Below are 12589 nucleotides of genomic sequence, written 5' to 3'. Positions count from 1 at the left end.
ACTAATGGTGGAGTGACCTCATGTATCTGAAGATCCATAAATCAGGCGACAGCACAATTGTTGCTCTGTGCGACAGAGAACTTATTGGAAAGACACTTAAAGAAGGTAACATAAATGTTACTATAACTGAGGAATTCTACAAAGGAGAACTCATATCCAGAGAAAAGGCAGTTGAAGTTCTTTCAAAAGCCGGCAATGTTAATATCTTTGGGGAAAAAGCAGTTTCCTGTGCCATTGAATGTGGGGTTGTAGATAAAAATAATGTGAAAATCATAAATGAAGTAGCACATGCCCAGGCATTCAGGATATAATTGCTACGAGGTTTAGTTATGAATAACGACATGGCGGATCAGGGCGCGAATAACAGTGCGCCACATACCTATGACAGGAAAGAGCTTATCGAAGCCGTTGTACAGAAGCACAAAAAGTACATTGATGAATATACTACTGAATTCAATGAACTTGGAAGCAAAATGAAGGAACTTCAGGATAACATTGATTCTTCCAGACAGAATCGAACAGATATTCTGGAAAAGATGGAGATACTGGCTGAAAAAAGACAGCTGTTCTATCATCAGGCAGAAAAATTACTGGATGAGCTCGCAGAATCTGTATCTGATAGCGATTTTACCCGCGAGAAATCTAATGTAATGGATAAACTGTCCAAAGTAAAAGGTTCACTAAGTCCTGAAGAAGAAAAGCAACAGGTTGATTCAATTCTTCAGAGTATTTCAGAACTGAAGTCAAAATCATCCGGCATCGACGATAAGCTTGCGGCCATCAGTGACAGGGTGAAAGATGCTTTGGGATATAAAATAGAGATGAGCTCAATAGACAGCTCTGAAGAATCATTTAATAGCAATATGTCTTCCTATGAGGAAGGAGTTAAAGAGATTGAGCCACGCTACAAATGGCTGGAGAACAGGATCAACAGTCACAAGGAAGCTCAGGGTTACTGGGAAAAACAACCACTTACCGGTGAGAAGCAGGAGGTTGAAGCATGAGCGATATCGATGTTTCGTCAATGAATGAAAAAGACCTCAAAAATAAGGTGAACGATCTTCGAACCCAGATAGGCCACCATGAACGTGAGCTTAAAGGTATTTTCCGTGAACTCAAACTTCACCGTACAAATACCGATGACCTGAAAAAGGAAAGAGACAAGCTGAACGCCCAGGTAAGAGATCTGGTAGGAAAAGCACGTGATTCAAAGTCAAAAAGAGACGAAATAAATGCAAAGATCTCTTCACTGAAGGCATCCAGAAATGCAGTCAATGAAAAGAGCCGTGTGTTCTCTGATAACATCAGCGATTTCAAGACGAAAAGAGACGAACTCAATAAGCTGTCTAAAGGAAGTGTAGAGACACTATCCAAAGCCTATGCTGCAGACCTTGAACTTTTCCTTAATGCAGATATTCCCCTTAAACATGAAATAGACCTTTTCGGAAGACTACTTGACCTGAAAGAACGTCTGGGAGCAGCTTTTGATGCTAATGCAATGCATGAAAAACTGATGGAGACATATGCCGAATCAAAAGAAGTATTTGAGTCCAGAGAGGATTTCGGCAGTGAAATTGGCAAGCTTGCTGAAGAGTCACAGAAGCATCATTTAGAAATGATAGAACTCTACAATCAGGCAGATGAACTGAGAAAAGCAGCAGACACCGCTCACTCACAGATACCCGAGAAATATGCAGTTACCGCTCCAATCAGGGAAAAAATAGACCCACTCAAAAAGAAGATAGCAGCTCTTAGGGAAGAACTTGATGTTTATCTTAGCAAACTCAATGACATCCAGGTTGAAAAGGATGATAAGAAGCAGGAAGAGCATCTTGTTGTTGCAAAAGAGAAACTGGAAAAGAGTGGTCGCCTGAGTCTTGAAGACCTGAAAGTTCTTATGGAAAAGGGAGATCTTAAATTCTGATCTTTCCCTTCTGTTTTTATTATATTTTTTATATAAGTAATATTTAAACTTATACTGGATTCACCTGTTAATAGCAATTCTGCACAATATTACTGCAGATATGCATGCAAATGCCTGAAAAATGGAAAATCCATTTGTCTGCATGGAAGATGGATTAACTGTTGAATTTTGCTCTTCTTCCTGTGTGGAATTATCCATCGTTTCTTCAAGCTCTGGTTCAGGATACTCTTCATCCAGATATTGATAAATAGGTTTGAATGTGATCAGTTCTCCTCCGGGACTTATGTAAATGGTATCTACCGTAATGTTCATTATTTCCGTATTTTTGGAATATACAAAAATATCACCTTCTGACAGGATATCATCCTGTAGTAGTTCACCATCATGTAAAAGCTTCACCCACACCTGCTTTTGGTCTTGATTAACACTTTTTACATTTAAGGAATAACCCTGATAAAAATCCCAGGAATCACCTGTTGTCAGAAATATCCCCGTACCATTGATAAGTACAGTATCTGCATCCCCATCCATGCCCAGAGCCGCATTGATACGCAAAGGTTCGGCACTAACCGCTGTTACAACTATTAGTATCATGCTTAAAAAAAGAATCATGAAGAACACATAAGACGTTCTTTTCAAAAAAGTCATGAAGAACACATCACTGTTTAATCAGCATAACGGCAATTACCGGCAATGATCTTGTGTTTTTTATCATTTTTATCAAGAACCACAAGTGCCCCTTTTTCAGTAATTCCAACTGCTTTACCTTCAATGAGCATAGCAGGAGTCCTTACTCTTACATTTCTTCCTATTGTATCTGAAAGATTGATCCACTCATCCACAATCTCAGCAAACTGTCTTGTCTTAAACCTTATGTACTGCTGCTCAAGTTCATAAAGAAGAGATGCAAGAAAAGATGTCCTGTCAAGAGGTTTTCCGATTTCATTTGAAACACTAGTGGAATTTCTTCTTATATCCTCATTTAGATCAGAAAGCTTGACATTTACGTTTATGCCGATTCCAAGAACAACATAATCTACTTTTCCAATCTCAGCACTGACTTCGGTGAGAATTCCACATATTTTCCTACCTCTAACAAGAACATCGTTAGGCCATTTGATATGTGCATCCACATCTACAGCTCTCAGAGCATTAGTTACAGCAATACCCGCAACAAGAGTGATTTTTGAAAGACTCTCCAGAGGAATCGAAGGTTTAAGTATCAGGGACAGCCACAATCCACCAGGAACAGATTGCCATTCCGAACCCATGCGCCCTCTTCCGTTTTTCTGGGTCTCTGCCAGTACAACAGTACCTTCTAAAGCCCCAAGGGCAATTTCCCTGGCAGTATTATTAGTGGATTCCAGTTCTGTATAATACTGAATATCACTACCAATGAGAGTGGTCTTAAGAATGCTTTGCAGCATATCAGGATCTATTTTATCAGGACATGAATCCAGTATATACCCGGTCTTAGGAGAAGAACGGACATCGTATCCTTCTTTGCGAAGGGCTTTTATGTACTTCCATACCATGGCCCTGGTAATGCCTAATTTTTGCCCTATCTCCTGGCCGGACACTGGAGTTCCTTCTGATTTTCTTAATATGCTGATAATTGCTTTTTTATTATCATTCACAGGCATTCCACCATCGGATGTTTACTCCCAAATTAAACATACGCTGCCAAAGTTTATTACTTTGTCTGTTTTTTGGCAGCATTCACATATGAGCTAACAGCAGCAGTTACCGCAGCAACTTTCTGATCCTGGTTGGAAAGTGCTGATGCAAGTGTTGCTCCCTTGGCGGAATCTTCCTCAACAACCTTTCTGACATCATCGATGATATTATAATCATCTATAAAATGTGTGGTGAGTTTTCCTTCCCTGAATGCAGGATGTCTCATTACCGCCTTGTGGAATGGTATGTTAGTAGTTACACCCACAACAACGTATTCATAGAGCGCGCGCTGCATCCTGTCAATGGCTTCATTCCTGTCACTTCCCCATGCACAGAGCTTGGATATCATTGAATCATAATATGGTGAAATAGTGTAACCCATGTGGACACCACTGTCGACCCTGATACCTGGTCCTCCTGCCGAGCGATATCTTCTAATTTTACCTGGTGAAGGAGCAAAATCATTCAGCGGATCTTCCGCATTGACACGACATTCAATAGCCCATCCACGAATGGTGATATCTTCCTGCTTGAATGGCAGGTGTTCTCCACATGCAATATGAAGTTGCTGTTTTGCAAGATCAATACCTGTTATCATCTCACTGATGGTGTGTTCTACCTGAAGTCTGGTGTTAACTTCAAGGAAATAGAAGTCACCTTTTGAGTAAAGGAACTCCACTGTACCTGCATTTTCATATCCTATTGCTTTTGCAGCCTTTACAGCAGTTTCACCCATCTGCTTACGCAATTCAGGCGTCATTACCGGGGATGGAGCTTCCTCGATAAGCTTCTGGTGCCTGCGCTGGATTGAGCATTCTCTTTCCATTACATATACAGCATCACCATACTTGTCAGCAAGTATCTGGAACTCAATGTGCCTTGGTTCCTCCACGTATTTCTCTATAAATACGGTTGAATCTCCGAAAGCTGATTCCGCAACTGACTGTATTGAGTTAAGAGCATTCTGGAAATCACCTCTGGAATGGACTATCTTCATTCCAATTCCACCGCCACCAGCAGATGCCTTGATTATAACAGGATAGCCTATACCATCTGCAATATCTGCAGCTTCTTCTGGATCAGAGATTGCTTCGTTGGTTCCAGGAACCACAGGAACGCCGGCTGCTATCATGGTATTTCTAGCAGCAATTTTACTTCCCATTTGTTCAATAGCCTTACTTGAAGGGCCGATAAACGTAATACCTGCTTCCTCACACTTGCGTGCAAATTTAGCATTTTCTGAAAGGAAACCGTATCCGGGATGGATTCCTTCTGCTCCGCATTCAAGTGCGACTTCTATTATTTTGTCACCATTCAGATAGCTCTGGCTGGAAGGTGCAGGACCTATATTGTATGCTTCATCCGCATACTTTGCAAAGAGAGCATTCTTGTCAGCTTCGGAGTGTACTGCGACTGTCTGCACACCCAGTTCACGGCATGCACGCATTGCACGTATTGCTATCTCACCCCTGTTAGCGATAAGTACTTTCTTGAACATATCTGTTCACCTACTCAATACTCAAAAGTACATCGCCTGATTTCACGGCATCACCCTCTGAAATCAGTATAGCCTTTACAGTACCGCCATGAGGTGCATGAATCGCATTTTCCATCTTCATGGCTTCAATAACACAAACCGTGTCACCTTCATTGATGCAGTCTCCTATAGCCACTTTGACAGATAGTACCATTCCCTGCATGTGGCTTGTTACAGCTCCGGCCACAGAGTCTGCCGTTGGCTTCTCAGCAGAGTCTACAACCTGAACTGAGCCACCAACAGGATTGACCTTTACATTGAAAACCTCGCCATCAATCTCAACTTTATAGTCTGTTGGTATGCCAGTAACATCAGCTGCTGCAGCACAAGGATGCTTTTTCTCCATAATAGGCGTAAGTTGTTCTTCCTCGAGTTCGCCCTTGAGGAATGCTGGAGCAATTGCAGGGTAGAGTGCGTATGTCAGGATGTCTTCTTCCTTACTGACAATACCCATTTCCTCAGCTTCCTTTTTAGCCTTCTCATATTCCGGAGCAATGAGATCTGCAGGTCTGCATGAAATCGGTTCTTCGTCACCAATTATCTTTGCAATAATTTCATCACTGATCTTCTGTGGTGGCCTGCCGTAGAGGCCGCGGACATAATCCTTCACCTCTTTTGGAATTACCTTGTATCTTTCACCCATAAGCACATTAAGAACTGCCTGGGTACCTACAATCTGGCTTGTAGGTGTAACAAGTGGAGGGTAACCAAGTTCTGCACGGACAAGTGGCATTTCCTTGAGTACATCATCAAACTTGTCAAGTGCATCTTGCTCTTTAAGCTGGGAAACAAGGTTGGAAAGCATTCCACCGGGGATCTGGTAAAGCAGGACATTGGTATCTACCTGCTCGGAAATCGGGTCAAGGATACAGCGATATTCTTCCTTGAGATCCTTGAAATATTGTGAAATTTCGGATATAAGTTCGAGATCAAGTCCTGTTGCACGTTTTGTCTCAGCAAGTGATGCCACAATGGACTCTGTAGGTGGCTGTGATGTTCCCCATGCAAATGGAGAAAGTGCAGTGTCAAGAATATCAACACCGGCTCTGCATGCGGACATATAACTCATTGGTGCCATACCTGATGTACAGTGAGCATGCAGGTCAACAGGGATATTTACCTCTGCCTTGAGTGCTTTTACAAGGTCATATGCCTGCTGTGGGGAGATAAGACCTGCCATATCCTTTATACAGATAGAATCACATTCAAGCTCTGCAAGACCGGTTGCAAGTTCCACGTATTTGTCAATGGTGTGAACCGGACTGATAGTATACGCAATTGTACCCTGTACGTGTGCTCCTTCCTTTTTAGCTACAGTTATAGCTTTTTCCATGTTGCGTATATCGTTAACAGCATCAAATACTCTGAAGATATCGATACCGTTTTCATAAGCTTTCTTTACGAACTTTTCAACAATATCATCAGAATAGTGCCTGTAACCTACAAGATTCTGCCCCCTGAGAAGCATCTGTGCAGGGGTCTCTTGCATGTGTTTTTTAAGTTCTCTCAACCTCTCCCATGGGTCTTCATTAAGATACCTTATAGAACTGTCAAATGTTGCACCGCCCCACATTTCTAAGGAATAGTATCCGACCTGATCTAGCTTATCCACAATCGGAAGCATGTTCCGTGTGCGCATTCTTGTGGCAATGAGGGATTGATGCGCATCTCGAAGAATAGTTTCAGTTATTTTTACTTTCATAGGAATCCTCCGGGAGTATTTATAATAATATAATAGTCAATGTGATAGAGAATCATCTAATTTCCAGATGAAATTGTACCTTATATATCATGTTCTTTTATGTAGTTTCTGGTGAGCATTTATATATCTACAAATGCCACATAATCATGATTTATAAATGAAAAAACAGAACAAAATATAGTTACATTGCCATGAAATATTAATCAAAATTCTATTTTCCTGGTAGTTCCCTGAAAACCCTGATACTTCCCATGCTCATCAAGAAGCATTTTTCCATAGATATCAATAGGCACCAGATCCTTGTTCTTATTATACATTTTAGACTCTATGCGGGTTCTTGAATAATCTGGACCATTTATCTGGAAGTACCAGATGATATCATTAAGCTTTTTCATTTCTTCTTCGGGAAAATGATCACTCAGTTTAGTACCAATCCACTCTTGAGGCGTATAACCTGTTATATCAGATACGGCAGGATTCACATAAGTAAAAACCAGATCTTTGTCGATTGTCCAGATGCAATCCATAGTATTTTCGGCAAGAAGGCGATATTTGTTCTCACTTTCTCTTAATTCAGCTTCGATCTTTATTCTCTCAGCAATTTCTCTTTTTAACATCTCATTAGCTTTTTCAATTTCAGATGTCCTCTGGGAAACCAGTAATTCCAGTTCTTCCTGCTGACTCTTGAGAAGATTCCGGGAATTAATTTCTTCTGTAATATTTTCCATGATCAGAGTGACACCGATTTCTCCGTCATCAAATGTAGAAGGGATTATCTTGGTCTTGAAAAAACACAACTTATTGTCAACAAACAAATCTAGTGTTTCCACCTGATCATCCCCTTTCCTGGCATGTTTTATACTATCAAGCAGAGTTTTATTGGATATCATTGGAGGAAACACATCACAGAGTTTTTTTCCCTGAATTTCACTTTTAGAAACCTTTGCCAGTTCCGTAAACCTGTCATTTGCCTGAACTATTCTGTTGTTATCATCAATAACTACAATAAAATCAGATGAAAAGTTAAGTAATGTGGAAACCGGTATCCTCTGGGATAAAAAATAGACTTTTGCAGTACCCACATTTTCCATTTCAATATGGCCACTGATTCTCAGGAGTTCAAGATATTTTGCAACAGTATTTCGATTAACAGCTACCTTTTTAGAAATATCCGTAACACTCATACCACGAGGATTTTCTTTAAGAAGAGATTTAATCTTAGCAGACTCCTCTTTGTATAACTCCATAAATATAATGGTGTACTGTATCCTCATATAAATTTTGCGATTGATACGGCTGTTAATCGGAAGTAATACACAATAACACAGGGGCTTGTTTGCACTTAATATCAAAATACGATAGCATCTTCCATAAAAGAACTAACAAAAAAACTAGCTCACCTTACTTCTTGTTCAATATATATTAGTATATAGAATAAATTTATATATCTAGTCAATATAATATTCTTTTGCATTGCAAAGATGCTCATCAAATGTGAGACTCTACGCAAAAATATCACAGAGAGATGTGCAAAAGTTGCCAATCGTTAGCGGACGGGTTAACTATGTTAGGAATGAACGATAAATTAAAAACAGAACTTATTAATGTACTTGAAGCAGTTGGCTCAGGAGATACAGAAGCCAGGATTTCTCCCAAAGATTCAAATCAGGATGCTCAAATTGCCCAATCATTAAATTTTCTTTTGGATGACTATTTTTCTCTTAAAAATGAAGTGATGCAAAACAAAAGTATTATTGAACTAAAAGAAGCGGAAGATTTCCATAACGAAATGCTTGCAAATCAGGTTGCAGATCTGATTAATGCAGTGGTGGAGGGGAAACTGGATGCCCGTGGTGATACTTCCGGGTTAGCCGGTAATTGCAAGAGTATACTGGAAGGTGTAAACCAGCTACTTGATGCTGTGATGGGACCACTAAATGTATCTGCAGAATATATTGACAGAATATCAAAAGGAGACATTCCTGAAAAGATTACTGACGAATACAAAGGAGACTTCAACGAGATAAAGAACAATCTCAACATGTGCATTGATTCTATCAACGCCCTGGTAGAAGATTCTATAATGCTGGCACAGGCAGGAGTTGAAGGACAACTTGACATGCGTGCCGATGCCAGCAGACACAATGGGGATTTCTGCAAGGTTGTGGAAGGAGTAAACGGCTGTCTTGATGCATTCATTGGTCCGCTGAATGTTGCAGCTGAGTATATTGACAGGATTTCAAAAGGTGACATCCCACAGAAGATCACAGACTCATATAATGGAGACTTCAACGAAATAAGGAACAATCTCAACATGTGTATTGATGGTTTGGGAGCACTTACGGAATGTAATGAGGTACTCCAAAAAATGGCAGTCAACGATCTCACAACCAAAGTAGAGAGTGAATATCAGGGAATATATAAGGAAATTGCTGAAGGTACAAATAAAGCAATAGAACACAACAGAGTCGTTCTGAACACAACCCAGGAAATTGCCAGCGGAAATTTAAAAATGCTGGAAATATACAGGGAGATTGGACAAAGATGCGAAAATGACGAATTCATTCCTGCATACATAAAGATGATGGAGAGCATAAAGGGTCTGGTAGACGAATTCGTAGTCCTTGGGTCAGAAGTTGAAAATGGAAAACTTGATCACAGGGCTAACCCATCTGGTTTTGAAGGTGTTTTTGAAGAAGCAATACAGGATGTAAACACAGCTTTTGATGCCGTCATCTCACCCCTGAATGTTGCAGCCGAATATATTGACAGAATATCAAAAGGGGATATTCCTGCACCTATCACTGATACGTATTACGGGGACTTCAATGAGATAAAGAACAACATCAACGGATGTATTTATGCTGTGAATTATTTAGTTGAGGAGTCAGTAATGCTGGCACAGGCAGGGGTTGACGGACGTCTGGACACACGTGCAGATGCCAGTAAGCATCACGGAGACTTCCGCAAAGTTGTAGAAGGAGTAAACGATTGTCTTGATGCATGCATAGGACCTCTGAATGTAGCAGCCGAATACATTGACCGCATTTCAAAAGGAGAAATTCCCGAAAAGATCACAGATGAGTACAGAGGGGACTTCAATGAAATAAAGAACAACCTTAATATGTGTATTGACGGACTTGGAGCTCTTACCGAATGTAATACCGTCCTTCACAACTCAGCAGTCAATGATCTTACTGTAAAGGTAGAAAATGAATATCAGGGAATATTCGGAGAACTTGCAAAGGGAACAAATGAGGCTTTAGACCACATAATTCGTATTCTGGATACAACCAAGGAAATAGCTGCAGGTGATCTTCAGATGCTTGACGTTTACAGAGGCCTTGGAAAGAGATCTGAAAACGATGAATTCCTGCCTGCATACATCCATATGATGGAAAACATACAGGGTCTTGTTGACCAGTTTGTTGCCCTCGGTGCTGCTGTAGAGGAAGGTAAACTGGATTTCAGAGCAGATCCATCTGGTTTTGAAGGAGTGTACAATGAAGCCATACAGGATGTAAATTTAGCTTTCGATGCTGTTGTTTCACCATTGAATGTAGCTGCGGAATATATTGACAGGATTTCAAAAGGTGATATTCCGCAAAGAATCACAGATACTTATTACGGAGACTTCAACGAGATTAAAAACAATATCAATACCTGCATTGATGCTATAAATCTCCTTGTAAAGGATTCACAATTACTGGCGCAGGCAGGTGTGGAAGGGCAGCTTTCAATTCGTGCTGATGATTCACAGCATGGTGGCGATTTCGCGAGAATAGTTGCAGGATTTAACAACACACTTGATGCGATTGTAACACCATTGAACATAAGTTGCGAGGTGATCAACTCCTATGCAAATGGCGATCTTGACTCCAGAATTACAATGAAAATGAATGGTGACTTTGCTGAACTGGCAAATACCCTGAACACTTTTGGCAAGGATCTGCAGGAACTCATTAATGATTCCAGCGAGGTTCTGGCAGAGATGGCAAAAGACAACCTTACAAGAGGAGTTGCCGTGGAATCTGTAGGGGATTTCAGAAAACTTACAGATGGAATTGAAAGTGCACGTATGTCACTCAACGATGTTGTCTCACATGTAATGAACGTTGCAGAGATGGTGGTTAATACTGCGGAAAACATGTCAGCAGCAACCACACAACTAAACTCTTCTGCAAATGAAGTTTCAGGAACGGTGGAAGAAATATCACGCGGATCACAGGACCAGTCTACTAAAACAGAAGAAGTTTCACGCACCATGCAGCATATGACAAAGAGTATACAGGATGTTGCATGCAATTCACAAAATGTTGCAAGCCATGCACGCGAATCAAATCAGAAAATGACTGAGCTTGGCAGAACCAGTAATGAACTTCTCAAAATGATGGATGACATTAAAGATGCTGTATCCGGATCTGCATCTGTTATCAATAATCTTGAAGAAAAATCAAGGCGTATTGACGAGATTGTTAACCTTATCACAAATATTGCTGATCAGACTAACCTGCTTGCACTGAATGCCGCAATCGAAGCAGCACGTGCAGGGGATCACGGACGTGGATTTGCTGTTGTGGCAGATGAGGTCAGAAAACTTGCAGAGGATTCAGGAAACGCTGCAAAACAGATTGCAGATCTGATTCATGAAATACAGGACGGAACTTCAGAAGCAGTCACCTCAATGGAAATGGGTACCACCGAAGTTACACGGGGTGCAGAGTCATTAGGCGAAGGCGTCAGGGAAATTGAACAGGTAATAATTGCTGTGGATGATATCACCAGAATGGTTGTTGACATTGCAGCAGCTGCTGAAGAACAATCTGCAGCCATTGAACAGGTTGCATCATCTATTGAAGAAGTGGCGGCTATTTCCGAACAAACAGCAGCAGGAACTGAACAAACTGCAGCAGCAGTTCAGGAACAAACATCTTCAATGCACGAACTTGCAAATTCTGCTGATGGGTTATCAGAGATTGCTAAAGATATGAATAGAGTTGTCAACAGGTTCAGAATCGTTTGCACAGAATCCGGAATGAATAGCATAGGTTCCGGGAAAACTGAAAAAGATGAATCTTTAGTTAAGAATACCGCACTTATCTGATAAGGAGGAAATTGTTAATGGAAGATACGATTTCAAATGCAACTCCTGGAGACATGCTCCAGGTAGTTGTTTTTCAACTTGCCGGTGAAGAATTCGGAATGGATATTTCCAGCGTTAAGGAAATAATACGCGTTCCTGAACTGGTACAAATTCCACAGACACCGGATTATGTTGAAGGGATTGTCAACATACGCGGCGATATAATTGTAGCTGTAAATATTGCAAATATGTTTAATGTAGAAATGAAAGAACAGGATCACAATTCACGTATAATTGTCACGGAACTTGAAGATATAATTGTAGGACTTATGGTTGATTCTGTCAGTGAAGTACTCAGGATTCCTTCTACTGATATTGACCCGGCACCTGAAATGCTCATTTCCGGTAAAAGTTCAAAGTGTGTAAAAGGTGTAGGCAAACTTGAGAATCGCATTCTCTTATTAATAGATTCCAGAAATATATTAGGAAAAGATGAACAATTGAATATTGTCAAATCCGGGTATCAGGATATTGTTTCTGAATAATCCTCAATAATACAAAATCAGCATCTAAAGACATTGAGGCATATATAGATGCATTTATATAGTATTTGAGGATATATTTTTATATAATTATTTACATCTATAAATCTGCATAATTATAATT

General features: G+C 40.4%; 10 protein-coding genes. 5 read left to right on the top strand and 5 right to left on the bottom strand.

The features are described 5' to 3' along the window. Nucleotides 1-20 precede the first annotated feature (20 nt). From METTI_RS12080 to METTI_RS12070, 3 genes are read left to right on the top strand one after another with little or no spacing between them, the layout of a single operon-like run. A complete protein-coding gene (locus METTI_RS12080; protein WP_023846106.1) occupies nt 21-311 on the top strand; it encodes a DUF424 domain-containing protein in 291 nt (96 codons plus the stop codon). Nucleotides 312-329: 18 nt separating this feature from the next. Further along, on the top strand, nt 330-1004 hold the full coding sequence (locus METTI_RS12075) for a hypothetical protein (protein WP_023846105.1): 675 nt from the start codon (nt 330-332) through the stop codon (nt 1002-1004). After that, on the top strand, nt 1001-1924 hold the full coding sequence (locus METTI_RS12070; RefSeq protein WP_023846104.1) for a coiled-coil protein: 924 nt from the start codon (nt 1001-1003) through the stop codon (nt 1922-1924). Before METTI_RS12075 ends, METTI_RS12070 begins: the two co-directional genes overlap by 4 nt. 60 nt (nt 1925-1984) lie before the next feature. Here METTI_RS12070 and METTI_RS15305 read toward each other — a convergent pair whose 3' ends face one another. The 5 genes from METTI_RS15305 to METTI_RS15300 form a co-directional block, all read right to left on the bottom strand. Further along, on the bottom strand, nt 1985-2572 hold the full coding sequence (locus METTI_RS15305; protein ID WP_084324014.1) for an S-layer protein domain-containing protein: 588 nt from the start codon (nt 2570-2572) through the stop codon (nt 1985-1987). Between the two features lie 17 nt (nt 2573-2589). Then, nucleotides 2590-3561 carry a biotin--[acetyl-CoA-carboxylase] ligase gene (locus METTI_RS12060; RefSeq protein ID WP_023846102.1) on the bottom strand — a complete coding sequence of 324 codons (972 nt, stop codon included), beginning with the start codon at nt 3559-3561 and terminating at the stop codon, nt 2590-2592. Between the two features lie 56 nt (nt 3562-3617). Continuing rightward, nucleotides 3618-5099 carry an acetyl-CoA carboxylase biotin carboxylase subunit gene (locus METTI_RS12055; protein ID WP_023846101.1) on the bottom strand — a complete coding sequence of 494 codons (1482 nt, stop codon included), beginning with the start codon at nt 5097-5099 and terminating at the stop codon, nt 3618-3620. 10 nt (nt 5100-5109) lie between these two features. Continuing rightward, nucleotides 5110-6840, bottom strand: a complete 1731-nt coding sequence (oadA, locus tag METTI_RS12050) for a sodium-extruding oxaloacetate decarboxylase subunit alpha (RefSeq protein ID WP_023846100.1) — start codon at nt 6838-6840, stop codon at nt 5110-5112. Between the two features lie 203 nt (nt 6841-7043). Further along, nucleotides 7044-8087, bottom strand: coding sequence for a PAS domain-containing protein (locus METTI_RS15300; protein WP_023846099.1), 1044 nt, complete (start codon nt 8085-8087; stop codon nt 7044-7046). A gap of 317 nt (nt 8088-8404) precedes the next feature. Between METTI_RS15300 and METTI_RS12040 the strand changes: the two genes are divergently transcribed. Beyond that, entirely contained in the window at nt 8405-11944 is a 3540-nt protein-coding gene (locus METTI_RS12040) for a methyl-accepting chemotaxis protein (protein ID WP_023846098.1), read from the top strand. 17 nt (nt 11945-11961) lie between these two features. Then, the gene (locus tag METTI_RS12035; RefSeq protein WP_023846097.1) at nt 11962-12468 is read left to right on the top strand and encodes a chemotaxis protein CheW; all 507 of its coding nucleotides are present in this window, start codon (nt 11962-11964) and stop codon (nt 12466-12468) included. Nucleotides 12469-12589 lie beyond the last annotated feature (121 nt).

Source organism: Methanolobus tindarius DSM 2278, assembly GCF_000504205.1.
GTDB classification, from domain to species: Archaea; Halobacteriota; Methanosarcinia; order Methanosarcinales; family Methanosarcinaceae; genus Methanolobus; species Methanolobus tindarius.
This window is presented reverse-complemented; position numbering and strand designations above follow the sequence as displayed.

Excerpts from the sequence above, each read along its gene's own strand:
- METTI_RS12080 (WP_023846106.1), top strand. The coding sequence starts at position 21 with ATGTATCTGAAGATCCATAAATCAGGCGACAGCACAATTGTTGCTCTG.
- METTI_RS12075 (WP_023846105.1), top strand. The coding sequence starts at position 330 with ATGAATAACGACATGGCGGATCAGGGCGCGAATAACAGTGCGCCACAT.
- METTI_RS12070 (WP_023846104.1), top strand. The coding sequence starts at position 1,001 with ATGAGCGATATCGATGTTTCGTCAATGAATGAAAAAGACCTCAAAAAT.
- METTI_RS15305 (WP_084324014.1), bottom strand. The coding sequence starts at position 2,572 with ATGACTTTTTTGAAAAGAACGTCTTATGTGTTCTTCATGATTCTTTTT.
- METTI_RS12055 (WP_023846101.1), bottom strand. The coding sequence starts at position 5,099 with ATGTTCAAGAAAGTACTTATCGCTAACAGGGGTGAGATAGCAATACGT.
- oadA (WP_023846100.1), bottom strand. The coding sequence starts at position 6,840 with ATGAAAGTAAAAATAACTGAAACTATTCTTCGAGATGCGCATCAATCC.
- METTI_RS15300 (WP_023846099.1), bottom strand. The coding sequence starts at position 8,087 with ATGGAGTTATACAAAGAGGAGTCTGCTAAGATTAAATCTCTTCTTAAA.
- METTI_RS12040 (WP_023846098.1), top strand. The coding sequence starts at position 8,405 with ATGTTAGGAATGAACGATAAATTAAAAACAGAACTTATTAATGTACTT.
- METTI_RS12035 (WP_023846097.1), top strand. The coding sequence starts at position 11,962 with ATGGAAGATACGATTTCAAATGCAACTCCTGGAGACATGCTCCAGGTA.